General features: G+C 57.9%; 23 protein-coding genes. 9 read left to right on the top strand and 14 right to left on the bottom strand.

The genetic code is table 11. The features are described 5' to 3' along the window. Positions 1 to 1,945, bottom strand: a 1,945-nt coding sequence (locus MSNKSG1_RS03440; protein WP_008937848.1) for an FAD-dependent oxidoreductase, incomplete at its 3' end; no start/stop codon positions are given. A 189-nt stretch (positions 1,946 to 2,134) separates the two neighbouring features. On the opposite strand from MSNKSG1_RS03440, the gene MSNKSG1_RS03435 reads away from it, so the two are divergent. Both MSNKSG1_RS03435 and MSNKSG1_RS03430 read left to right on the top strand, forming a co-directional pair. Further along, the gene (locus MSNKSG1_RS03435; protein ID WP_008937847.1) at positions 2,135 to 2,755 is read left to right on the top strand and encodes an RNA polymerase sigma factor; all 621 of its coding nucleotides are present in this window, start codon (positions 2,135 to 2,137) and stop codon (positions 2,753 to 2,755) included. Beyond that, the gene (locus MSNKSG1_RS03430; RefSeq protein WP_040886607.1) at positions 2,749 to 3,009 is read left to right on the top strand and encodes a zf-HC2 domain-containing protein; all 261 of its coding nucleotides are present in this window, start codon (positions 2,749 to 2,751) and stop codon (positions 3,007 to 3,009) included. The genes MSNKSG1_RS03435 and MSNKSG1_RS03430 overlap by 7 nt, the downstream gene beginning before the upstream one ends. A 14-nt stretch (positions 3,010 to 3,023) precedes the next feature. Here the strand turns inward: MSNKSG1_RS03430 and MSNKSG1_RS03425 are convergent, their stop codons facing one another. The 4 genes from MSNKSG1_RS03425 to MSNKSG1_RS03410 all read right to left on the bottom strand — a co-directional run bounded on the left by MSNKSG1_RS03425 (position 3,024) and on the right by MSNKSG1_RS03410 (position 5,142). Continuing rightward, on the bottom strand, positions 3,024 to 3,962 hold the full coding sequence (locus tag MSNKSG1_RS03425; RefSeq protein WP_008937845.1) for a DUF3179 domain-containing protein: 939 nt from the start codon (positions 3,960 to 3,962) through the stop codon (positions 3,024 to 3,026). Beyond that, positions 3,955 to 4,326, bottom strand: a complete 372-nt coding sequence (locus tag MSNKSG1_RS18665) for a glutaredoxin family protein (protein WP_008937844.1) — start codon at positions 4,324 to 4,326, stop codon at positions 3,955 to 3,957. The genes MSNKSG1_RS03425 and MSNKSG1_RS18665 overlap by 8 nt, the downstream gene beginning before the upstream one ends. 69 nt (positions 4,327 to 4,395) lie before the next feature. Continuing rightward, positions 4,396 to 4,722: a nitrate/nitrite transporter NrtS gene (nrtS, locus tag MSNKSG1_RS03415; protein ID WP_008937843.1), complete on the bottom strand. Its 327-nt coding sequence runs from the start codon at positions 4,720 to 4,722 to the stop codon at positions 4,396 to 4,398. A 24-nt stretch (positions 4,723 to 4,746) separates the two neighbouring features. Next, positions 4,747 to 5,142 carry a hypothetical protein gene (locus MSNKSG1_RS03410; protein WP_008937842.1) on the bottom strand — a complete coding sequence of 132 codons (396 nt, stop codon included), beginning with the start codon at positions 5,140 to 5,142 and terminating at the stop codon, positions 4,747 to 4,749. A gap of 152 nt (positions 5,143 to 5,294) precedes the next feature. On the opposite strand from MSNKSG1_RS03410, the gene MSNKSG1_RS03405 reads away from it, so the two are divergent. Beyond that, complete coding sequence (locus tag MSNKSG1_RS03405) at positions 5,295 to 5,705, top strand: hypothetical protein (RefSeq protein WP_008937841.1); 411 nt, start codon at positions 5,295 to 5,297, stop codon at positions 5,703 to 5,705. 82 nt (positions 5,706 to 5,787) lie between these two features. Continuing rightward, a complete protein-coding gene (locus MSNKSG1_RS03400; RefSeq protein ID WP_008937840.1) occupies positions 5,788 to 6,537 on the top strand; it encodes a YiiX/YebB-like N1pC/P60 family cysteine hydrolase in 750 nt (249 codons plus the stop codon). Positions 6,538 to 6,546: 9 nt separating this feature from the next. Here the strand turns inward: MSNKSG1_RS03400 and MSNKSG1_RS18660 are convergent, their stop codons facing one another. From MSNKSG1_RS18660 to MSNKSG1_RS03370, 6 genes are all read right to left on the bottom strand, one after another. After that, on the bottom strand, positions 6,547 to 8,682 hold the full coding sequence (locus MSNKSG1_RS18660; RefSeq protein WP_227497945.1) for a putative bifunctional diguanylate cyclase/phosphodiesterase: 2,136 nt from the start codon (positions 8,680 to 8,682) through the stop codon (positions 6,547 to 6,549). A gap of 132 nt (positions 8,683 to 8,814) precedes the next feature. Continuing rightward, the gene (locus MSNKSG1_RS03390; protein ID WP_264622954.1) at positions 8,815 to 9,432 is read right to left on the bottom strand and encodes a hypothetical protein; all 618 of its coding nucleotides are present in this window, start codon (positions 9,430 to 9,432) and stop codon (positions 8,815 to 8,817) included. Beyond that, positions 9,344 to 10,267 carry an NRDE family protein gene (locus tag MSNKSG1_RS19585; RefSeq protein ID WP_264622953.1) on the bottom strand — a complete coding sequence of 308 codons (924 nt, stop codon included), beginning with the start codon at positions 10,265 to 10,267 and terminating at the stop codon, positions 9,344 to 9,346. Before MSNKSG1_RS19585 ends, MSNKSG1_RS03390 begins: the two co-directional genes overlap by 89 nt. A 4-nt stretch (positions 10,268 to 10,271) precedes the next feature. Beyond that, positions 10,272 to 10,835 (bottom strand): DinB family protein, encoded by a 564-nt coding sequence (locus MSNKSG1_RS03380; protein WP_008937837.1) that lies wholly within the window; start codon positions 10,833 to 10,835, stop codon positions 10,272 to 10,274. Positions 10,836 to 10,943: 108 nt separating this feature from the next. Further along, on the bottom strand, positions 10,944 to 11,237 hold the full coding sequence (locus MSNKSG1_RS19205) for a hypothetical protein (protein WP_008937836.1): 294 nt from the start codon (positions 11,235 to 11,237) through the stop codon (positions 10,944 to 10,946). A gap of 83 nt (positions 11,238 to 11,320) precedes the next feature. Next, positions 11,321 to 13,699, bottom strand: coding sequence for a PqqD family peptide modification chaperone (locus tag MSNKSG1_RS03370; RefSeq protein ID WP_008937835.1), 2,379 nt, complete (start codon positions 13,697 to 13,699; stop codon positions 11,321 to 11,323). A gap of 245 nt (positions 13,700 to 13,944) precedes the next feature. Between MSNKSG1_RS03370 and MSNKSG1_RS03365 the strand changes: the two genes are divergently transcribed. The 3 genes from MSNKSG1_RS03365 to MSNKSG1_RS03355 are packed head-to-tail and all read left to right on the top strand — an operon-like array spanning position 13,945 to position 17,608. Then, complete coding sequence (locus tag MSNKSG1_RS03365; protein ID WP_008937834.1) at positions 13,945 to 15,531, top strand: FMN-binding glutamate synthase family protein; 1,587 nt, start codon at positions 13,945 to 13,947, stop codon at positions 15,529 to 15,531. Positions 15,532 to 15,544: 13 nt separating this feature from the next. Beyond that, a complete protein-coding gene (locus tag MSNKSG1_RS03360) occupies positions 15,545 to 16,216 on the top strand; it encodes a TVP38/TMEM64 family protein (protein WP_040886605.1) in 672 nt (223 codons plus the stop codon). Positions 16,217 to 16,231: 15 nt separating this feature from the next. Continuing rightward, on the top strand, positions 16,232 to 17,608 hold the full coding sequence (locus tag MSNKSG1_RS03355) for a DsbA family protein (RefSeq protein ID WP_008937832.1): 1,377 nt from the start codon (positions 16,232 to 16,234) through the stop codon (positions 17,606 to 17,608). Positions 17,609 to 17,701: 93 nt separating this feature from the next. Here the strand turns inward: MSNKSG1_RS03355 and MSNKSG1_RS03350 are convergent, their stop codons facing one another. The 3 genes from MSNKSG1_RS03350 to merF all read right to left on the bottom strand — a co-directional run bounded on the left by MSNKSG1_RS03350 (position 17,702) and on the right by merF (position 20,342). Next, positions 17,702 to 18,616, bottom strand: coding sequence for a YeeE/YedE thiosulfate transporter family protein (locus tag MSNKSG1_RS03350; RefSeq protein WP_008937831.1), 915 nt, complete (start codon positions 18,614 to 18,616; stop codon positions 17,702 to 17,704). A 66-nt stretch (positions 18,617 to 18,682) separates the two neighbouring features. Further along, entirely contained in the window at positions 18,683 to 20,086 is a 1,404-nt protein-coding gene (merA, locus tag MSNKSG1_RS03345; RefSeq protein WP_008937830.1) for a mercury(II) reductase, read from the bottom strand. Further along, a complete protein-coding gene (merF, locus tag MSNKSG1_RS03340) occupies positions 20,079 to 20,342 on the bottom strand; it encodes a mercury resistance system transport protein MerF (RefSeq protein WP_008937829.1) in 264 nt (87 codons plus the stop codon). Before merF ends, merA begins: the two co-directional genes overlap by 8 nt. Before the next feature lie 82 nt (positions 20,343 to 20,424). Between merF and merR the strand changes: the two genes are divergently transcribed. Further along, complete coding sequence (gene merR, locus MSNKSG1_RS03335; RefSeq protein ID WP_008937828.1) at positions 20,425 to 20,877, top strand: Hg(II)-responsive transcriptional regulator; 453 nt, start codon at positions 20,425 to 20,427, stop codon at positions 20,875 to 20,877. Continuing rightward, on the top strand, positions 20,877 to 21,947 hold the full coding sequence (locus tag MSNKSG1_RS03330) for an ADP-ribosylglycohydrolase family protein (RefSeq protein WP_008937827.1): 1,071 nt from the start codon (positions 20,877 to 20,879) through the stop codon (positions 21,945 to 21,947). The genes merR and MSNKSG1_RS03330 overlap by 1 nt, the downstream gene beginning before the upstream one ends. The last annotated feature ends 18 nt before the right edge of the window (positions 21,948 to 21,965 follow it).

Raw genomic sequence — 21,965 nt, 5'->3', positions numbered from 1 at the left:
CCACAACCGCCCCCAGAATCTTGTCCTTGCCCGGCGGAGTCAGCACCTTGATGAAACCATGATCCTCGCTCTCGGCAATCGCCCGGTCCAGGTCATCCAGACCATAGCGGGTGACCTCATAGGCCACGCCCTGCGCCTTGGCTTCGGCTTCACTGAGCCCCACCCGCGCCACTTCCGGCGAGGTAAAGGTCACCCAGGGCATCACTCGGTAGTCCACCTTGAAACGCTTGAACTGACCAAACAGACCGTTCACCGCTGCGTACCAGGCCTGGTGCGCCGCCGCGTGGGTAAACTGGTAGGGGCCAGCCACATCGCCGCAGGCAAAAACGTTCGGATAACGCAGGCTCATATCCTCTTCCACCGGCACGGTTCCGTTCGGGAGGGTGTCGACACCAATCCGGTCCAGGTTCAGGCCGGCGGTGTTGGCGGCGCGACCAACAGCGACGAGCACCTGGTCGAAAGCAATACGTACCCGCTCACCCTCGTGCTCGCAGTAGGCAACCTTCTCTCCTTCCTCTATACGGAACTCGGCGGCGGAATGTTTCAGTCGGACATCCACACCGTCCGCCTGGAACTGCTTAAGTACCAGTTCGGAGACATCCTCATCTTCCTTGGCCAGCAGGCGCTCTCCCATTTCAACCTGGGTCACTTTGCTACCCAGCCGCGCGAATGCGTGGGCCAGCTCCGAACCGATCGGACCACCGCCCAGCACCAGCAGACGTTCCGGCTGGTCCTGCAATTCCCACAGGTTGTCCGAAGTCAGCGGCTGCATGTCTTTCAGGCCAGGAATCGGGGGTACTGCCGGTTTACCGCCAGTGGCAACAACGATACTGCGGGCGGTCAGGCGTTCGGTGCGGCCATCATTGTGCCGGACCTCAAGTTCCCAGGGCGAAACGAAGCTGGCTTCGCCGGCAATGCAGTCAACACCCAGCTTGCGGTAACGTTCCGGGGAATCGTGGGGCTCCACTTTCGCGATAACATCCTTGACCCGGTTCATGATGGTCTTGAACGAGCCTTTAACGGGCACCGATTCCAGCCCGTAACGGTTGGCATGGCGCAGGGTATCCGCCGCCTTGGCGCTGCGGATCAGGGCCTTGGAGGGCACGCAGCCGGTATTCAGGCAGTCGCCACCCATCTTGTGCTTTTCAATCAGAGCCACCTTGGCTTTCACGGCTGCGGCGATGTAGGCGGAGACCAGACCGGCAGAGCCACCGCCGATAACCAGCAGGTTGTAATCAAAGTGCTCGGGCTTCTGCCAGCCCGCATACACTTTGCGGCGGCGAAAAAAGCCCACCACAAACTTGGCAATCAACGGGAACAGACCCAGCAGGGCAAAGGACAGCAGCAAATCGGCGGAGACGATGTCGCCGGTGGACTGAATCTGGCCCAGCTGGGTACCGGCGTTCACATAAACAAAGGTGCCAGGCAGCATGGCAACCCAGCTCACCAGAGCGTAGGTGCGCAGCTTCATGGCCGTCAGGCCCATTGCCAGGTTGATCAGGAAGAAGGGGAACACCGGCAACAGGCGCAGGGTTGCCAGATAGAAAGCGCCGTCTTTTTCAATGCCGCGGTCCATCTTCGCCACGGTTTCCGCGTAGCGCCTGCGCAGGGTGTCCCGCATCAGAAACCGGGCCACGAGGAATGCCAGGGATGCGCCGACGGTTGAGGCCATGGAGACCGCCGCCAGACCATAAAGGTTGCCGAAAAAGGCACCACCGGCCAGGGTCATAATGGTAGCGCCTGGCAGTGAAAGCGCTGTCACGACAATATAGATCGCCGCATAGCCGCCCACCGCCAGGACCAGATTCTGGTCAATCCATTGTCCGAGGGACTCTTGATGGGACTGCAGGTTTTCCAGGGTGAGAAGTTTATGCCCGTCGAAACCGAGGAAAATCCCCACGATGGCGGCGATGATCAGAATGAGTAAAAGCTTGCTGCGATTCATATCCATGCCTGTAAGCAATGTAAAAATCTATACGCTGTTTTAGCCAAGACACGATCACCGGCTGGATGTTACACCGCTCCTGGACTAAAATTCTTGAACAATTGCTACAGAATACCGGAACTTTTATCGCTTCCGAAACACTATACATAGACAACCCGCCAACCGAGACTGACAAGGGACGGAAACCCCATGAACACCGCGGTGCAACCGGAATCTGAAGCGTCATTGATCGAAGACCTCAAACGGGGTGATTCAACCGCCTATCGGAGGGCAGTACGCGAGTACTCACCCGGCATGCTTGCAGTTGCCCGTTTTTACCTTGACCACTCAAGCGCGGAAGAAATAGTCCAGGATTGCTGGGTGACGGTTATTGATGCTGTTCAGAAATTTGAGGGCCGCTCCGGTCTGAAAACATGGTTGCATCGCATTGTCGCAAATCGCTGCAAGAACCGGCTTCGAACAGCCAAACGTGAAGTCGCAACGGATTTCTCCGAGACTCTGGAGCCGGAACTGGCCAACCGCTTCAACTCTACAGGACGCTGGGATCTTCCACCCAAGCTGCAATTTCATGATTCCGCCGACACTCTGATGGAGAACGGTGCTCTCAGCGATTGCCTGGACAAACACCTCTCTACGCTGCCGGAAACCCAGCGTTCTGCCCTGATGCTTTACGAAGCTCACCAGCATAAATCCGATGACGTCTGTAACATTCTGGATGTCAGTGCCTCTAACCTTCGTGTACTTTTACACCGTGCGAGGCAAAAGATCTTTCTCATGGTGGAGACCTTCCAGGAGACGGGCGAATGTTAATGTGCAGGGACCTGGCCGAAATTGCCAGTGACTACATCGATGGTGAACTCAACGGCCGGCAGAACCTGTCCGTAAAAATGCACCTGATGATGTGCAAGGATTGCCGAACGTTTATCGGCAACCTGCGAGCAAGCAGTAATCTGCTGAGTGCACACTCCTCCGGGAAGGCCGACGAGGAATTCCTGCGCCGGATTGACGAGCGGGTGGCCGAGGCGCTGAGCGTCCGAAAAAACAAATGTAGTGATTCAGAGTAACGTTGCAGAGGTTTCTATTCCGCCTCAAATACGCTGGTATTCGGATGAAAGGTATACCAGGCAAACCAGAACGCCCGGGTCGCCGGAAGAAGGTTGCCTGATTCGTCGCGCAATTCCGCCGATGGTACTTCCGGGTCATAATGCAGCTGCACAGCCTTCCCACCAATACGGTCTTCAAGTACGGCACCGTGGTCAGCCAGTTCCGGAAACGGCCAAGCCTTGCTCTCGCCATTGTGTGACCAGCCCAACACCCAGGTTTTTGGATGATATTTCCGACTGGTGTGGGTGACCGGGAAATAGAGTCGCTCGGAGTGGTCGTAATCGCCATAGGGCGACATTCGATAATTGCGGCGGTGGCCGGTATCGGCGGAAAGCACTTTTCCGCTTCCTTCAACGCGCTCCCGCCAGCGGTGCCAGAGTTCATGGCGAATGGCGACAGGTTCCAGCTCCGTTCCGGCCAACGGCCCCGAAACCGCCCGCCCCTCAATCTGCGACCAGAGGGATTCGGTCTGATGGTCGTACATCAGTAGATCACTGTTATACAGCAGCCCCGAAACGCCAAAGGTGAGAGAACGCCCGTCTACCCTCGGGTCAAAGGCCATTCCGGTGCCGCACAACGGGCAGAAGGTGATCAGCAGCGGCGTGCCTCCAAGATCATGATTCACTATCTCATGCCAATTCAGGATACCAATGGGGTAGGCAAAACTGACCTCTCCTTGATCATAGGTAAGCATCAGGTCATCGGAACGCCAGAGTTCTGCGTCCGCCGGGTCCTGGAAAACGGGGTTATTTATAGATGGGATCCCGTCCCGGGGCGGCCCTCCACGAAGAATCTCTTCCACCGGCACCAGGGCGTTACCAAGCTCAAACCCATTCTTTGTTTGACTTAAGGCCGGCTGGGCAAACAGCAGTAAAGCCATTGCCAGAATCAAAGGGTTGTTGAATCTATTCATGGCTCCTCCCGGAGATGCCCAGCTCCCTGAGTCGCTGCTCGATTCTCGGTACGGAAAACCCGTGCAATCGCTCGCCACCAATCAGGAAAAACGGTGTCCCCCTGCCGCCGAGTCGTTCAAAAGTGTCCCGCGCAGCCCGGGAGGCCGTTATATCGAATTCCAGGTAGGAGATCTGGTTATCGTGGAAATAATACTGTGCCGCTTCACAACCCGGGCAGAATGGCTGAGAGAAGAGAACGACACGGGAATCTGGTGACCCCATACTCTTTTCAATGACCTCACCGGCCAACAACGCACTGTTCCAGCTCAATAAAACGGCCACTGCGGCGGTTACCGCAAACGCCCTTGCGATTGGCATTTTCATGCTCACCTCCCAGGCAGGAGACAGGACCCTGCCTGCTGTTTCGAGGGAGACACTGCACCAGCCGGTTTGTTACACCGAATCCGATTGCATCTGGATTTTCCGGGCCTCTTCGTGAACCGTCTGCTCAGCGTCTTCGGCCTCCCGGAGCAGAGTCAGGTCCTTACTCACACTGGTGTAGGTTGATACCAGATAAGGCACACAGTAGGTCAGCACAACTTTCAGCGAGTCCAGGGGAACCGCCCCGGTGACCGCTTCCCACTGATTGATGAACACCAAAAGCGTACCAACAACGGCCGCCAACTTTGCGGCACGTCGTGGCGTGCCGTGGCCTACCGCAAGCTCGCAGGCCTCCCTGCACCGGCGGGCCGGGGTACGCAGAATCTGGAGAAATGACATCAAAACCTCAGGAACAGCATATCGTTATCTGAAAAATCCCTGAATAACGCGTTCGATTTGCGGAACTTTGAGGTCATCAGGGCGGACAATAAGAATATCAGCTTTCTGGCTTTCCGATGGAAAGCCGATTTTCTTACCGGGAAAGACCGCCTCGAGTTCTTTACCCAGAGACTTGATGGCCATGTCCGGCTTTAACAATGTAGCCACCACCAGCGGCACGCCTGCCCAGGTTTGCTTAACCATTTGGAGAACATCCGCGAAACTGCCTGACTCCGAGGTCACACTGCTGGAAACAATCACACCCGCAGGCTTCGCGGAGCTGCTGCCGGTGACGGGCGTAAAGCCGAGGTTGGTAAGCAGCTCGGTCATCGGTTTACGAATGAAAGGATGAGGACGGGCGAGAACAACTTCTCTGGACATAGCAGACTCCTGACTTGCTGTTTCAAACGAGTTACAACGTCAAGACACCTCCCTCTGCCCTTTGTTACACAGCACCACTGATATTTCCGGAACTTCCTCCGAGGCATACTGTCCGTGGAGCGATCATTCAAAAACCACAGAAGGAGAAAAGAATGCCCAAACAGTTACCCCTCGCCCTGTTGCTGCTCCGTCTCGGTGTCTTTACCGTTTTCCTGTTCTGGACCCTGGACAAGCTGGTACAGCCGGATCATGCTGCCAAAGTTTTCGGTGCGTTCTATGGCCTCGGAGGTCTCAGTGAGACCGCCTTTTACATCATGGGAGCAGCCCAACTAGCTCTTATCCTGGCGTTTGTGGCAGGGGTAATGAAAACCTGGACCTATGGCGCCATTCTTGTATTCCACGGCGCTTCTACCCTGTCGGCATTCGGCAAATACCTCCAGCCTTTTGATAACCTCCTTTTCTTTGCGGCCTGGCCAATGCTTGCGGCCTGCGCTGCCCTGTTCCTTTTGCGGGACTACGATACCCTGACACTTTCCCGCCAACCGGTTCCCGCGACCGCCTGATCCATTGACGGCAGGCTGTAACATTCTCCCCGGTTGCCTGTCACTGTTATTAACAAAAACAGAAGCGCAACCGGGGTCAACCATGCTGCTGAACTGGCTGTCGAGGCGACTGGCCGCCTACCTTTCCAAACAGATCAAATGCCACTCAGTCCGAACCTCCACCTGGGCAGCTATACAGGCGTCGATCAAACCCGGGGACGTGCTTCTGGTGGAGGGAAATACGAGAATAAGTACCGCCATCAAGTATCTGACCCAGTCCACCTGGTACCATGCGGCCCTGTATCTGGGACCGGAGAGTCTGGGTGTTGCTGAAGACGGCGAAGAACATGTTCTGGTCGAGGCGGATCTTGAGGAAGGTATTCGTTCACTGCCACTGTCTTTTTACCGCAACTTCCACACCCGGATCTGCCGGCCCGTCGGGCTCAATGAGCTGGATATCCGCAAGCTGATCAACTACTCAAAAAGCCGGCTCGGGCACCAGTACGACCTGAAAAACGTCTGGGACCTGGCACGCTATCTTTGCCCCACACCCCCGGTACCCACACGTTACCGTCGTTCCATGCTGGCCCTTGGCAGCAGCGACCCTACCCGGGCCATCTGTTCCACATTTATTGCCCAAGGCTTCCAGTCGATCCGGTATCCGATACTTCCGGAGCGCCTGGCTGACTCTGACGATGACGCGGATTCGGATGCCCAACGGCGGGAGTACTTCCGGATTCGGCATCACTCCCTGTTTGCCCCTCGGGACTTTGATGCATCACCCTATTTCGACGTGATCAAACCCACCCTGGAGCAGGGATTCGATTACCGACAATTCCAATGGGCGGAATGATCCGGCAGCTCAGCTATCATCCGCATCCGCCGTGCCTTGGAATCCCTGCAGCCCGGGCTTACCCAGCAGATACCCCTGCAGCTCATCGCAACCTGCCAACGCCAGCCAACTTGCCTGGGCTTCGGTTTCAACACCCTCGGCAATAACCTCACAGCCCATGGTGTGGGCCATGTTGATGATGGTTCGACACAGGGCCTCGTCCTGCTCGTTATCGGGAAGCCCTGTCACGAAGGTCCGGTCAATCTTGATACGGGAGACCGGCAGCGCCTTGAGATACGCCAATGACGAATAGCCAGTACCAAAATCGTCCACAGCAAGGGTCAGGTCCAATTCCCGAAAGCGATTGAGGGTTGCCATGGCCAGTTCGATATCCTGCATCAAAGCGGTTTCAGTAATTTCCAGTTCCAGCTGACGAGCCGAAACGCCTTTATTCCGAAGTGAAACCGCAATGCGGTCGGCAAAACCCGGATCGTGAAGTTGCAGGGCAGAGACATTCACCGCCATGCGCCCTGTAAACCCCTGTTCCGACCAACCTTTTAACGTGGCAACTGCCTGCTCCAGGACCCAGTCACCGATTTTCACGATAAGCCCGGTTTCCTCCGCCAACGGAATGAACTCGGCCGGCGAAACTGGGCCCAGGGTGGGATGATGCCAGCGAAGAAGCGCTTCATAACCAGTGTTCCGCCTGAGACGATCGCACTGCGGCTGGAAATACAGCTGCAACTGCCGGTTCTCGATGGCCGCCTTGAGACTGTGGATCAATTCCTGCCTGTGAAGGACCTGATCCCCGAATTCCGAAGCAAAGAACTGCACCCTCTGGCTCGGGGACTTCTTCGCCCGATGCATGGCAATTTCAGCGTGACTGAGCAGAGTCCTGGCATCCAGTCCGTCCAGGCCAGAGACTGCTACGCCGGCGCTCACTTCGCACTCAAATGTTTTCCGGCCAACCTGGACCGGCCGCTGACAGGCTTCGATAACGGCAGAAATCCCGACCTCAATGTCCGTTGAAGCTCGTCCCCGCTCACCGACCAGCAACCCGAACACATCGCCTCCAAGACGGGCAACCCAGCCATGATTGGCACTGAAGCCTGCGATACGGCGGGCAATTTCCTGCAACACCCTGTCGCCAGTCTCGTGGCCTGCCAGGCCATTGAGCGCCTGGAAATCGTTGAGACCGAGCACAAGAACGGCTTCTTCCCCTCCGCCATGGTCTGGATCGCTGAAATGGTGGTCCAACTGCTCCTCGAACAGGCTCCGGTTGGCAAGGCCGGTGAGTTGGTCATAGAGCGTCCGGATTTTCAGCTCCTGCTCGGTTCTGCGCAGCGTGCGGGTTCGCTCTTCGAGCAATTGGTCGAGCTCCCGGTTCAGCAATTTCAGGCGTGACAGGTAAGCTGCATTCTGCTTCAGCATGCTGTTGAACACCCCCTCCACTTCACCGAACTCATCGCAGCGGCCGGTGGGCGTCAGGTATTTCAGAGGGTGTTCAGCGTCCTCTCCGGCCCGGGAAATGCGATCCCTGAGTTTAAGCAGCGGAGACAGCATCATCCTGTCCACCACAAACATGGTCACGGCGGTCACAAAAACGGCGATCAGCAGCGACAGCCCCAGTATCCGGAACACAAAGGCAATCAGCTCCGATGACACGTCACTGACATCCACCCGCGCCAGCACCTCGTAGTCCGAGAGTAACGGATCGGCGCCCCAGGAGAGGTCAATCGTCCCCTGCGGTGTTCTGGGCGCTGAGCGTAGCAAACCATCGGCAGGATGGGGCATTCGGATAGCCTCTCCTGCCTCATATTCGATACCGTCTCTGCGCAAGGAAACGCCGGTCAACGGACTGCTGGCGATCAGCAATTCCAGGGCATCGATTGTTATTTCGCGGCTTCGGGAATGTTTCAGGAAAGTGATGACCGCCTGACTGGCAACATCAACCCGTTCATTCAACAGGTCTTCTTCGTAATTGCGGTACGACGGAATAAGGATGGCGACCTCAATGGCCAGAATGGCCGCAAAGGCCGCCAGTGTGAGATTACGGCACAAGCGGCAGCCCGCAAGCTGTCTGGCCCACTCATTGAAGGATCGCCTGGCAAGCGCGTGGTCCTCTCCGGCCATTCCCCGATTGGTTATTTCTGGTTCTAGTCCCACGACCGGTTTCATACGTCCTCGCGTTTCTCTGGTCTTTCCAGAGAGACACCCGAGAGACCTCTAAATTACAAAAAAAGGTGGGGTTTCATCCCCACCCAAGATCGACAGCAGACTCACCGATGCAAAGCGACGTTATTGCTTGTCGATAAATTCCTTTTGCTGCACCCGGGAGTACTCGGTCAGCGCAGCCAGCTCTTCGGAACCCCACTCAAGGGGCTCAGCAGCCATGGGGGCCACCATGCAGATCTGAACCATTTCATCCAGGTAGACCATATCCATGCCAAAGTCCCGTTTGCCCATAGCGACAGCATGCGGGTATTCGTTCTTGAAGGTCGCGTTGTAGCCCGCCCCGTTTGCGTGGCACGTGGCACAGGCAAGCCCGTTGGAAGACAAGCTGGTGTCGTTGAACAGCTTCTCACCCTTGGCTCTCAGATCAGCAACATTGCCCTGATAGGGGGTATAGCCTTCGGGACGGCGAACCGCCTTTTTGAGCTTGGCAGACACACCTTCAGCTTCGCCCTCGGCTTTTCCTTCAGCTTCGCCTTCACCTTCTGCGCGGCCCTCGGCTTCACCTTCGGCGCGACCTTCAGCTTCTCCTTCACCCTTGGCGGCACCTTCCGCCTCGCCTTTGGCTTCGCCTTCAGCCTCACCCTGTGCGGCTTCAGCCGAAGGGATCAGTCCTAGCCCGGGGCCGCTGCTCGCGTTGAAGCCGGCCACGGCCACTACCGTCATCATGGGAACCGACACCATGAGATTCCGGGACAGTTTTCGTAAAAGTTCCTTTCGATTTTTGTCTGTGGACATTTCTGCAACCTCCGGTCGTATTTTCCTTGTTCAGGGTGCGGGCCTGCGATCCAGGCCTTTGAAGCACGGACACCCCGGCCGCGCATTTGTTACTGCCCGGAAAGCCCGGCCAGTATCTGAACGTGAGATCGGCCTCAGTTACCCGGATATGACTCAGGCTTACCGTGGCGCGACCTTTGCGCTTCATGGCAATGGCCACGCTCTCAGGCCAGCCACGCTTGTTCCGGTGCAGGTCCATGAGGCGCCCAGCGGCCTGGCCTGGCTCACAGCGTTTCAGTGCCTGGCGAACCAGATAACGGCGAAGTGCGGGAACAAATCGTGGCATGAGAGACGAAGAACTGATGGTCGTCTCCGACTCATCCCGGGTTTCCTTGAGCATTTCGCCGGTCCACTCCCACTTGAACGGACCAGAGGGCTCCCCGTTGAATGCCAGGAGAATAAACGGTGGATACTGGAATAAGGTCTCGCTCCAGAGGAATGCCCGGACTTCGGCAATCGTGTGCGCTGAGCTTAAACGTCTGACCAGGAGACCCCGACTTATCGCCTGCCCGGCAGGCACCCGGGATGGGTAACGGTAGTTGTTCAAAAGAGCGAGAATGACGCCCTGACTGTTTGCTGCGATCCAGGTCCCGCCACCGGACGGATCTTTCGGCATCACTGTATTTATTCCATCGCGGCACTCAATAACGGGCGGCTCTGCTTCAGGGCGCTGCAACGACTCGTCCCTGTTAAAAAACAGGTCAAGTCCTTCCGGTGAGTAATGCCAGCTCAGGGTACACATGGGATCAGGCGCTTTCGGACATACCCCGGGCCTGCCTTTGCAGGTACCGCAAGGTGGAGGGATGAACCCCGAACCCGGCACTGACTTCCAACCCCGCCTGCTCGGCCAGCATGCCGATAATCGCCATGTGATGGATGGTATGGCTGGCCAGGAAAACCAGTTCGCGATCCACGCTGGTTGTGACTACCTGCCCCTGTTCGTCGCTGGTATGCAACATGGCAAGTTCGTTGGCGTGATTCCCGCTGAATCGGCTGCGCAACGTCTGCAGAATCTCTGACAATCGGTTGGCCCCGGCCCGCCGATCGGTTTCCAGTGACAGCTCACGGTCACGGTTTTCATAGTCGAGCAGTGCTCCGGGTGATGCCGTTGCCGACAGCAGGGCACTGTAATGGTCAATAATGTGCCGAACATGCTTGCCAATCACATGCTGCTTGCGCTGGCCGAAACTTTGCCGGTACAGATTGCCGGGTAAGTTTTCCAACAGATCTATGAGTTGCCCGATTGCGTGGGCGTTCTCTTCAACAATGTCATTAACGGTTTCGTCTCGCTCAGAGCCTGATTGAGTCATGGTATTCGTCCGCTTCTTGTTGGTCCCGGGTTCTATTACCTTTGAAACTGAGGCAATGAAAGCAACCGCGTGGACACAAGGGTTACTCGTGCCCACCCGATCAACGGCTTAGCCCTCGGATTTTCCCTCGGCTTCACCTTCTGCTTCGCCTTCTCCCTCGGCTTCACCTTCGCCTTCAGCTTCAGCTTTGCCCTCTGCTTCGCCTTCAGCCTTGCCTTTCGCTTCGCCTTCGGCTTCCGCCTCTCCGGCGGCGAGCATCAGGTAGCCCGGTTCAGCCGTGGCGTCGGCGGCCGATACGTTGAACGCCGAGGCACCCATAACAACCGCAAACACGGGGCCGGTATAGGCCATGCCCCGGGCAAGCTTGCCTAGCAATCTCTGTTTCTGTGTTTCTCTGGACATGATGTGTCCCCCTTGATTTAACGTAACAACTGCCAGGCGTCACGCCCGGCTTCTCCATACCCGGAGCCGAAAAGCTTTTGCGCTCAACGGCCCCCGGATGCCTTTTGCGGTGCCTTCTCAAAACACCGCCCGGACAGTGCCGCCGCAGCGGCCTCCAGATTGTTCATGTCCACCAGATAGCGCTCACGACCTTCCAGCCAACCCGCCAGCCTGGCGAAGCCATCGGTATCCAGCGGCCGCCCACCTTCGGCACAACAGCTGGAGATCAGGTATCTGAGGCTTTCGTTCAAGGTCAGGGCCTGTACACCGCTTTTGTCTTCGAGTGGCTTCTCACTCGGAACGAGCACGGCTACTACCCGACCGGCAAAGCCGGCGATGTCTTTTTGCGCGGGCATGAACACACCACCCTTGTCGTTGTCGTGCAGGGGCAGCCCCAGCCACGTAACGCATGAGCCATCGGTGCTTTTGAGCAGTGCGCCGCGACCAGAATCCATACGCCATTGAGTGGACAGTGCCAACGTCAGCGCGTCGCGCACAGACAACTCAGAATGGCTGACCAGGAACATTTCACCATCGGAGCCGGCAACAAGACCGGCGTCTATGGCAATGTCATCGTGTCTGGCTGCATGGGTGGCCAGACAACTGGCAAGCGCCGGAACGACCGCTGCAAGTGACAGTCGCGAGCGGATCACCCGGCCATCAAGAATCAGTGTGAAACCCGGCGTATCCCGGACAATTTCAAGCCTTGGCAATGAGTCCTTCCCCGCCTCATCTGAAGTGGCCATGGGTTCAAGCAGGCTTTCAATCCGGTTGACCAGCGGCGCGCTGTCGGTAAAGAAGCGGGCCCGGAAACGCCCGCAGGACAGGGCCATCGACATCATGGTGGACGTTTCCGGGAACGGAGGCTGGCCAGACTCTGGCGCATCCCGATTGGCAGGCTGCCCCTCGGACTGAACCAGGAAGCGGTTATTGACCCAGTCCGCCAGGGTATTCCAGACATCGTTCCTTATTGCCCAGGCATTCGGGGCAGTGGGCATGCTTTTCAGGGCGGACTCCACCAGCGCCGAGGCAATATCATCCGGCCCGGCACCCTCTGTGGCCATCAACCAGATCAGGGACGCGGTCTCGTTCAGGCTGCTCAGGTGGCCCAGGCGGGTGTCGTAGAGGTAAACCTGGTCTTCACTGAAGGTTTCCTCCGCCACCCAGCGTTCCAGCCGGGGTTGTTTCAGGGGGCGGTCCGAGAGGGCCTGGGCGACTACCCAATCGGATAACCGTGGCAAGGCCATGAACGGCAGGTACGCCGAGGGGTTCGACCCCGGTATCAGATTTCTGAAGCCGCCGCTTCGGCCCATCTCGGCCTGGGTTTCACGGACCAGTTGCTCCACCATCGAACCGCTGGATTCTTCATGCGCGGGGCGATTGAGGCCGAGCATTTCGACCATGTCAGCAACAATGGAACCCTTGATGCGTTCCTCGATGTCACCGCCACTCTCCGGGCCGGCACACACTTCCAGGGAGGGGCTGAGATTGCACTCCAGGATCCAGGGCTTGATGTCAGCATCGATCAGACAATCAATGCCCATAAGCTCATAACAGCCACGGGTATCGGCACCGATCACCCGGGAACGCTCTCGCATGGGCTCCAGGGCAGCCAGGCAGGTCAGGGCGACCATGTCCTCGATTTTGGCAAACAGGGCTTCATCGTCGTGTCCCTGCTCCCGGAGCCAGGCCCGGTAACGTTCGAAATCCACGAATTCCACGGGCACGTCGGCATCCAGATTCAGCGCGTTCACATCCGGATTGGTGAGATAGCTGTAAGGATTGTTCGCGTTTTCCTCGTCGTAAGGCATAGAGGCCAGCTTGGCGAAGCCCTGGTGATACAGGTAAACACGAAACGGCGAGACGGAAGAAACCAGCACATACAGCCGCAAAACGTATTTCCGGCCATGCATGGTGTGGGGATTTTCCAGGTATTCCTGAACCATCCAGGAGGATTCCATCGGCACGTCGGCCGGGTCCCCCACCAGCTGAATCCCCTTACCCCGGGCGGCGTTCTTGGGCTTTAGCAACCAGCGCTTGTCCGGATTATCCAGCGCCGCCTGCTGGAACGCATGGTAGTCCTCAGGCATCGAGAACACCTTCGGCACGAACGCCAGGCGGACGGTCAGATGTTTGCCGCCCTTTTCCTGCCGCTCGACCCGATCCCGCAAGTCCATCAGGCTGCGGTAAAGGCGGCTTTTCACCGTGAGGGCATTGTTGCCGGGAATGTGGTTAATTTTTCGCTCCGGCCCCACCTGACTGAAGAATTCCGGATCCGGCATGCCCGTGTACCAGCAGGCATCCCAGCTTTCAGGGCCTTCAGCCTTTTGCCACAGGGATTTATCGAGGGACTCCTCGAAGAAGCGATCCTGCTCGTAGGACCTGTTGCCACCCATCCAGTACTGACGATCATGCCGAGTCATCTTGTCGCGCTCTCCGTTCCGGTTATCCGTTGCCCGTCGTCGTCAGGGCACTGATTTCTCGCGTTTCACGGATACCGACACATGAGATTTGCAACTGTTACAACACGGCTCGAAATTCTTTCGCCCGACCTGTTTCGCTTTTGGGCAGTGGGGATTGTTGTTTCTGTAACAACGCTGCCTCGAAGGTGTCCTTGATTCACCGGATCAAACAACGAACAAGCTCCAAACAAGTCAGGAATAAAACCATGGTTTTTCGACATGCCTTCATCCTCTCGGGCCTGATGGTCGTCATTGCACTCTCTCTGGCGACCACTCAGTGGCCATCGGCTCAATGGCTCTGGCTGATTGCCGGGCCCCTGCTGGCACTGGGCACCTATGACCTCCTGCAAAGCCGCCACACCCTTCTGCGCATCTATCCAATAATCGGGCACTTCCGGTATCTGTTTGAATCGGTGCGCAGAGAGTTGCAGCAGTATTTTGTGGAGTCCGATCTGGATGGCGCACCGGTGAACCGGGAGTTCCGCAGCCTGATCTATCAGCGGGCCAAGAAAGACAACGATACCCGGGCCTTTGGAACCATTTTTGATGTCTACCGGGACGGCTACGAGTGGCTCAATCATTCCCTGGCGCCGAAACACTGTCTTCCGGCCAACCTCCGGATCCGTTTTGGCGAAGGTCGTTGCGCCCAACCCTACGATGCAGCGCCACTGAACATTTCAGCCATGAGCTATGGCGCACTCAGCCGCAATGCCATCATGGCCCTGAACCGGGGCGCCAGACTCGGTAACTTTTTCCATAACACCGGTGAGGGCGGTATCAGTGAGTGGCACCTGAAATACGGCGGCGATCTGGTCTGGCAGATCGGCACCGGGTACTTCGGCTGCCGCGATTCGGAAGGCAACTTCGATCCGGAGCTGTTTGCCCGGGAAGCGGCCCGGGATTCCGTGAAGATGATCGAAATCAAGCTCTCCCAGGGCGCCAAACCCGGACATGGCGGCGTACTACCGGCTTCCAAACTGACCCGGGAAATCGCTGACATCCGGAAGGTCCCCATGGGCCAGGATGTTCTGTCGCCGCCCGGTCATTCGGCCTTCTCAAGCCCGATCGAGCTGGTGACGTTCGCGGCCAAACTGAGGGCGCTGTCCGGTGGCAAACCGGTAGGTTTCAAGCTCTGCCCCGGTAACCGACAGGAATTCCTCGGCATCTGTAAGGCCATGCTGGAGACCGGCCGGCTACCAGACTTCATAACCGTGGATGGCGGTGAGGGGGGCACCGGCGCGGCCCCGGTGGAGCTGACCAATTCGGTCGGCATGCCGCTGCGGGATGGACTGCAGTTTGTGCATAATGCCCTCAAAGGCATTGGCGTTCGTGATCAGGTGCGCCTGATCGCCTCGGGCAAGTCTTTTTCGGCATTCCATATGCTGCGCCTGATGGTTCTGGGCGCCGATACCGTAAACTCGGCGAGAGGTATGATGATGGCTCTGGGTTGCATACAGTCCCGCAGCTGTAACACGGATAAGTGCCCGACTGGCGTCGCAACCACCAATCCGGCCCGTTATAAACAGCTGGACGTAACCGACAAAGGCGTTCGCGTGGCAAACTATCAGCACTCCTCGGTCGAGGCCCTGGCAGAGCTGCTCGGCATTCTCGGCATTGACCGCCTGGAAGACCTGCAACCACGCCACCTGAACCGGCGTGTTAATCCGAGCCTGGTGATGAACTATGCACAGCTCTACCCCGGTATCGAACCCGGTTGTTTGTTGCAAAAAGACTGCGCACCGGCGGACTGGGCTGAAGACTGGCGGCTGGCAAGGGCCGATCGCTGGCAATAGACAAGGCTGTTTGATGACATCAAGAATTGCAGTTGTCCTCGTGGTAATCGGCGCACTGGCGGGTGCCTGGTTGCTGCTGCAGATATTGGGAATGCCGCCAAACCTGTCGCTGGATGTGCTCGCGACCTGGCTGCAGAGCCAGGGTGCTGTCGGCCCGGTGTTGTTAATGCTGCTGATGTTGATCGCGGTGGTTGTAGGCCCGATCCCCACACTCCCTGTCAGCGCCACGGCCGGACTTGCCTTTGGCGTTCTGCCGGGAACCGCTATTGCAGCCACGGGGGCCGTTGTCGGCGCCCTCCTGGCCTTCTGGATTGCCCGATTCCTGGGTCGCGAAGCAATCTGTAGACGCTTCCCGGACAACCCGGTTCTGGCCAGGGACGGCTCGCAGCGCTTCCTGACCATTGCCATCCTGCTGACGCGGCTGATTCCTGTTTTCTCATTTGCCCTGATCAATTATGCCGCGGGGGTGACTGCAATTCACACCTGGCGTTTTATCGTTGCAACGACCATTGGCATGCTGCCAATGACCCTGGTGTTTGCAGGACTGGGAAATACGTTCAAACTCAGTCCGGTGCTGACGGTCGTGGCTGCACTGGCTATCCTGGCCGTGATGGTATGGTTACCCTGGTCGCTCAGCCGTCATCCGGATTCACGGCTGGCCCGCTGGCTCCACCTTCACCAATAACAACAAGGATTTTCCATGCGCCGTCCCGAGAAAGCGGACCTCATGCCATGGTTCGCCCGCGCCCTGTCCAGTGCCCCCAGGCATTCCATTAAAAATGCCATCCAGAACACACGGGCAAAGATCAGGGGCGAGCAGGACCTGGCACGGGTTTTCATAAACCCGCGTGATCCCTACGGCCTTCCGCTGTTGCAGGCCCTCACGCAGCTTCAGGAAAACTACCGGGTGCGTTTCCGACTTCACACGGTATGGCGGCTGGATGATGACATGTTTCCGGAACCGGCACTCTGGCGTGCCTGGGCCCAGCAGGACGCCACAAGGCTGGCAAACCTCTATGACTTCACGCCCCCCGACCGGCCAACCCCGCCCTCTGAAACCGAACTGACTTCAGCGACCGCGCGTCTACTGGCTGCGGAAAAAGCTTCGGAAGCGCTGTCGACCGCCCTTAAAGTGTTCGAGCAGCTCTGGCGTTCAACAACCTTTGAAGCAGCTGGTGGTCCGCCTGATGAAGCCACATTATCCGAAAATGAGGCGATGCTCCGCCGGCTCGGGCACTATCAGGGCAGTATGGTCTGGTACCTGGGCGACTGGTTCTGGGGCGTGGATCGACTGGACCATCTGGAGCGAAGCCTCACAAGGCAGGGGCTGAAACGAAATGCTGCCGAGGCCACCACCTTCACCCGCACCTGGGCAGACCTGACCGCTAACGCCACCGCGCTTCCCGGCAACCACCCGGCCACCAAGACCCCTCTGGAGGTGTTTTTCTCGATACGAAGTCCCTACTCGTATCTTGGCCTGGAACGGGCAACCCGGCTGGCCAATGCCTGGAACATCCCGCTCCAGCTCCGGCCGGTTCTGCCCATGCTGATGCGCGGACAATCCGTGCCCGATGCCAAAAAATGGTACATCTTTCACGACACCAAAAGAGAAGCCGACAAGCTGGGCATTCCTTACGGCTTTGTGGCCGACCCGCTCGGCCCGGGGGTTGAGCGATGCTACGCGTTGTTCGAGTTCGCTCGCTCCGAGGGCCGTGAAATCGACTACATGCGCACCTACGCCCGGGCCGTCAATGCCGAGGGCATTCGCTCGGAAACCGATGAAGGGCTTAAACGGATTGTTGAACGCGCCGGTCTGGACTGGCAAAAAGCCAAAACCCTTCTGAACGACGAAAGCTGGCGGGACTGGGCAGAAGAAAACCGCCAGGCCATGTATGAATGTGGTCTCTGGGGCGTTCCCAGTTTCCGATATGGCGCTGTCAGCTGTTGGGGCCAGGACCGGCTTTGGGTTATCGAGGAAGAGATCAAAAAAAGGGTGGAGACCAGCTCCACCCAAGGGGTCTGTGACCCGACCAACGATGCAAAGGTCACGCAGAGTCAATGCAGAAATGTAAGGTAAGTCGGTTCAGCGGCGCTTGCCGTTTTGTGTCTTACTGAATACTGACGTTCCTGCCAGCCAAATGTTACATGGCCAGGCAATTTTTTCTGAGTATCACTGCTCTTGCCCAAGCGCCCGATGTCCGCTCAATCGGGCCCCCAGCCAGATCCCAGCCAACATAGCCGCCAGCGCAGAGAGGCTGGCTGGCGATAACGCGGGCAGGGCCAGCAATAACTGGAAATCATTTCCCCCCAGCGCGAGTGCCGATCCAATCCCCATCAGAAGCCCGCTACCGAGGTGTTTGCCGATTTCACCACCGGCGGGCAACACCCATCGGAAGCGCCCGAAATGCCAGGCGCCCGCTGTCATGCCCAGCAACATGGAGAGCAGAATCAGTGCCCGCAGGAACGATGGCGATGGCGAGGTGCCCGTCATCAGGTTCAGCCCCGCGTCCCGCACAAAATCACTGGGTGACCAGGCCGGCTCATACAGGAACAGACAGCCTGCAGAAATGCCCGCCAGCATGATGCCGCTCCACATACGCCAGCGGTAACGAAACTTCCAGTAAACCAGTATCGACGCCAGCACCAGAGTTGCCACGGCAAACCAGGGCAAAAACCCGAGCTGGTAGGTCGTTCTGCGCAGGTCCGGTTCCACGTCTGCCATGATCAACACGACCCATCCGGCCAGCCACCCCTGCATGGTCAACACCATACGAAGATCTCCACTGGAAAGACGCGTTGCGGTAGAGATAGAGCAGGCTCCGTTAATCGCCGCGCCAAGACCGAACACGAAACCGCCAAGGGGGATTGACCAGTGAAATGGGTAAACCGCCAGAAAGGAGTGGTTTTGATAATCCATCAGAGGGGTGAACAGATAGATCCAGAATCCGGCCATGAGAATGGCCGTCAGGCGCAGGCGCCTGCCCTTGATCCAGTCACTGACGCCACGGACCATACACAGGCCGGTTACCTGAGCGGTGTAGCCAATCACTGCAGCAATGGTCAGTGCGATGACAACGGAAAACATGGGAGCCCTGTTTTGTTATTGTGACAACAAAGACACCTGACTCTTTATTTCGTTACGGCGCTCTGCTTAGCTGGCACAACAGGACAGCTGGTTGACGTCTTTGGTAAACGTCTGGGCGCATAGCTTCAGCCCTTCCACCATCGTAAGGTAAGGAAACAGTTCGTCACCGATTTCCTGCACGGTCATTCCGGCCCTTATCGCCATCACTGCTGTCTGGATCAGCTCACCCGCCTCGCCGGTTACGGCTTGCACGCCCAGCAATCGTCCCGAGCCCTGTTCGGCCACCATCTTGATAAAGCCGTTGGTTTCGAAGTTCACCAGGGCGCGGGGAACGTTCTCCAGATCCAGTGAACGAGTGTCGACTTGAAAGCCCTGATTGGTAGCCTCGGCTTCGGTCAGGCCAACCGTAGCCACCTGCGGATCCGTAAAAACCACAGCCGGCATGGCGCTGAGGTCGAGGGTGGCGTCGCCTCCGGTCATATTCACGGCAGCCCGGTTGCCTCCTGCTGCGGCGACGTAGACAAACCGGGGCTGGTTGGTACAGTCGCCTGCGGCATAGATGCCCAGCACCGCCGTTTGCTGGTGATCATCCACAATAATGCAGCCGCCCCGGGTTTCCACTCCGATAGTTTCCAGGCTCAGGCTGTCCGTATTCGGGGTGCGACCTGTGGCGACCAGCAGTTGATCCGCCCGCAAAGTGCCCGCATCGGTGGCCACTACAAATTCATTGTCGAGGTGGTCTACGCGGCTTGCTTCGGTCTGTTTTATCACCTTAATGCCCTCGCGGCGGAAAGCCGCTTCCAAAGCTTCCCCGACCGCCGGATCTTCCCCCGATAGCAGGCGGCTACGGGCCAGCACAGTGACTTGGCTGCCCAGCCGGGCAAAGGCCTGGGCCAATTCCATCGCCACAACCGAGGCGCCGATCACGATCATCCTCCGGGGAATCTTGTCCAGACCCAAGGCACTGGTCGACGTCAGGTAGGGCGTATCCGCCAGGCCGGGCACCGGCGGTATGGCAGGGCGCGCGCCGGTGCCGATCAGGGCCCGGTCAAAGTGAACGCTTTGCTCACCACCATCATTCAATCTGACCAACAGACTGTGGGCATCGATAAACCGGGCTTCACCCTGCAAAACCGTAATTCCTGGATGCTCCCGAAGAATACTCTCGTACTTGGCATCGCGCAGCTCCTCAACACGGCCCTGCTGTTGCGCGAGCAGGGCCGGGCGGTTTACCCCGGGCGCCCGGGCACTCAGACCGGCATCAAAGGGACTTTCGCTGCGCAGACGCGCGATCTGGGCCGCACGAATCAGGATCTTTGAGGGAACGCAGCCAATGTTCACACAGGTGCCACCGATGGTTCCCCGCTCAATCAGGGTGACCCTCGCACCATGCTCAGCGGCTTTCAGGGCCGCCGCCATGGCGGCGCCACCGCTTCCGATCACGGCGATATGTGGGATTTTGTCATTCATGAAAGGGGCTCCTTGAACGAGGGGACTTGTTACTGTCGTCAGAGAGGGCGTCGTATTGCTTTTTTCGCCAGAGTGCATAGGCAGTCAGGCCCAGAAAAATCGCCAGGGCCGGCAGCAGTACAAAGTCCAGGTAGCCGGTTATGGCACTCAGACCCAGGACGCCCAGCATGATGACAAGAATGGGCGTGAAGCAGCACAGGGCAACAATCACGGTGCCAATGAGGCTGACGCGCAGCAGGGTAGTCGGGCTCTTCATAGGGCAGTCACCATCAGGGCGTTATCAAAACCAGATCGATAAGCTAAGCTTACTTCCGTACCTGACTACAGACTCAACCACTATGACCAACAACATGATGACCATCGGCACCCTGGCAAAAATCGCCGACATGCACGTGGAAACCATCCGTTATTACCAAAGGCGAGGGTTGGTAGCTGTTCCGGCGAAGCCCTATGGCGGCATCCGACGCTACGATGAGACTGCGCTGGCGCGGCTGCATTTCATCCGTTCGGCCCAGTGGCTCGGTTTCAGTCTGGATGAAATTTCCGAATTGCTGGAGCTGGAAGACGGCACCCATTGCGATGAGGCACGGGCGCTGGCGGAGCAAAAACTGAAGGATGTACGCCAGAAGATCGCCAGCCTGAAACAAATGGAATTCACTCTGGACAACCTGGTGAAACGTTGCCGGTGTAGCGAGGATCCACAGCAGTGCCCGATTATTCACTCACTACACGGAAAACTTGGTTTGCCGGCAAGGAGGGTTGAGCATGGAGTACAGGAGGAATCCCAGTGATGGCCGGAGCACAGCAGGAGCGCGCAATGGGCGCCATCATGGGTGCTTTCATAGGCGAAGCCCTGGGTGTGGGCCCTCACTGGTATTACGACCTGAAGGAACTGCACCGCACCTACGGCGACTGGATTGATGACTACACCACACCGGAACCCGGGCGCTTTCACCATGGCCTGACGGCCGGGCAGAACAGCCAGGCCGGTTTTATTCTGGAACTTATGCTGCGTTCGCTGGTTGAGTGCAACGGCTATGACGAAGCCGATTTTTGCCAGCGCGTGGATAACGACCTGTTCCCGCTGCTGGATGGCAAACCCCGAAGCGGGCCTGGCCACTACACCAGCGAGTCCATCCGCCACGCCTGGAAACGACGGGTGGCAGAGAAACGCCCCTGGCACGATATTGGTGGGGCCGCAGACACTACCGAGGCCATGGAACGCACCCTTGCCATTGCCGTGCGTTATGCCGCCGAGCCCGCCCGGTTGTCCCAGGCCATTGCCAATAACACGGCACTGACCCAGAGCAGCGAAACCATGCTGTCTATGGGCGTTGGTTACGGCTGTATTCTGGCCTGTCTTATTCAGGGCGACACTATGGACGCTCAAATCTACCAGCAACCCTTGAAGTGGCTGGCGGAGAACACCTTGGCTTTCGAGCCAGTCACCACCCGCCAGCCGGCGCCGGATCACCCGGAGTTGCCACTGCGGGCCCAGCGACACATTGTTCGTGACACCTTGCATGCCGCCTCTGACATTGCTGCATCGGCCACGGACCCGGCCATTCGCATCAAGCCCGCCTGGAAGGTTTCCCACCTGTACGGCATGCCCTGCGCTTTTTACCACCAGTTACCTGCGGCTTATTACCTGGCGGCACGATTCAGTGACGATTTTGAAAGTGCGGTGCTTCATGCCATCAATGGCGGCGGCCAGAATCAGTCCCGGGCCATGTTGGCCGGAGCACTGGTAGGCGCGCAAGTGGGCCTTGCCGGTATTCCTGAGCGATTCCTGGACGGCCTGGATCGCTCAGCGGAAATCCGGAAACTGACCCATTCCTTGGCTTCGCAGATGTCTGACTGACATTGGTGAAAGTCGAAC

This window comes from Marinobacter santoriniensis NKSG1 (assembly GCF_000347775.1).
GTDB classification, from domain to species: Bacteria; Pseudomonadota; Gammaproteobacteria; order Pseudomonadales; family Oleiphilaceae; genus Marinobacter; species Marinobacter santoriniensis.
The sequence above is the reverse complement of the archived record's forward strand: the minus strand, read 5'-3'. Positions and strand labels throughout refer to the sequence as shown.

Coding starts and splice junctions, on each gene's coding strand:
- MSNKSG1_RS19585 (WP_264622953.1), bottom strand. CDS start 10,267: ATGTGTACCCTGAGCTGGCATTACTCACCGGAAGGACTTGACCTGTTT.
- MSNKSG1_RS03430 (WP_040886607.1), top strand. CDS start 2,749: ATGTTAATGTGCAGGGACCTGGCCGAAATTGCCAGTGACTACATCGAT.
- nrtS (WP_008937843.1), bottom strand. CDS start 4,722: ATGTCATTTCTCCAGATTCTGCGTACCCCGGCCCGCCGGTGCAGGGAG.
- MSNKSG1_RS03360 (WP_040886605.1), top strand. CDS start 15,545: ATGACATCAAGAATTGCAGTTGTCCTCGTGGTAATCGGCGCACTGGCG.
- MSNKSG1_RS18665 (WP_008937844.1), bottom strand. CDS start 4,326: ATGAAAATGCCAATCGCAAGGGCGTTTGCGGTAACCGCCGCAGTGGCC.
- merA (WP_008937830.1), bottom strand. CDS start 20,086: ATGAATGACAAAATCCCACATATCGCCGTGATCGGAAGCGGTGGCGCC.
- MSNKSG1_RS03400 (WP_008937840.1), top strand. CDS start 5,788: ATGCTGCTGAACTGGCTGTCGAGGCGACTGGCCGCCTACCTTTCCAAA.
- MSNKSG1_RS03355 (WP_008937832.1), top strand. CDS start 16,232: ATGCGCCGTCCCGAGAAAGCGGACCTCATGCCATGGTTCGCCCGCGCC.
- merR (WP_008937828.1), top strand. CDS start 20,425: ATGACCAACAACATGATGACCATCGGCACCCTGGCAAAAATCGCCGAC.
- MSNKSG1_RS03390 (WP_264622954.1), bottom strand. CDS start 9,432: ATGGTGTCGGTTCCCATGATGACGGTAGTGGCCGTGGCCGGCTTCAAC.
- MSNKSG1_RS03380 (WP_008937837.1), bottom strand. CDS start 10,835: ATGACTCAATCAGGCTCTGAGCGAGACGAAACCGTTAATGACATTGTT.
- merF (WP_008937829.1), bottom strand. CDS start 20,342: ATGAAGAGCCCGACTACCCTGCTGCGCGTCAGCCTCATTGGCACCGTG.
- MSNKSG1_RS03405 (WP_008937841.1), top strand. CDS start 5,295: ATGCCCAAACAGTTACCCCTCGCCCTGTTGCTGCTCCGTCTCGGTGTC.
- MSNKSG1_RS03365 (WP_008937834.1), top strand. CDS start 13,945: ATGGTTTTTCGACATGCCTTCATCCTCTCGGGCCTGATGGTCGTCATT.
- MSNKSG1_RS03410 (WP_008937842.1), bottom strand. CDS start 5,142: ATGTCCAGAGAAGTTGTTCTCGCCCGTCCTCATCCTTTCATTCGTAAA.
- MSNKSG1_RS03330 (WP_008937827.1), top strand. CDS start 20,877: ATGGCCGGAGCACAGCAGGAGCGCGCAATGGGCGCCATCATGGGTGCT.
- MSNKSG1_RS03435 (WP_008937847.1), top strand. CDS start 2,135: ATGAACACCGCGGTGCAACCGGAATCTGAAGCGTCATTGATCGAAGAC.
- MSNKSG1_RS03350 (WP_008937831.1), bottom strand. CDS start 18,616: ATGTTTTCCGTTGTCATCGCACTGACCATTGCTGCAGTGATTGGCTAC.
- MSNKSG1_RS03425 (WP_008937845.1), bottom strand. CDS start 3,962: ATGAATAGATTCAACAACCCTTTGATTCTGGCAATGGCTTTACTGCTG.
- MSNKSG1_RS03370 (WP_008937835.1), bottom strand. CDS start 13,699: ATGACTCGGCATGATCGTCAGTACTGGATGGGTGGCAACAGGTCCTAC.
- MSNKSG1_RS19205 (WP_008937836.1), bottom strand. CDS start 11,237: ATGTCCAGAGAAACACAGAAACAGAGATTGCTAGGCAAGCTTGCCCGG.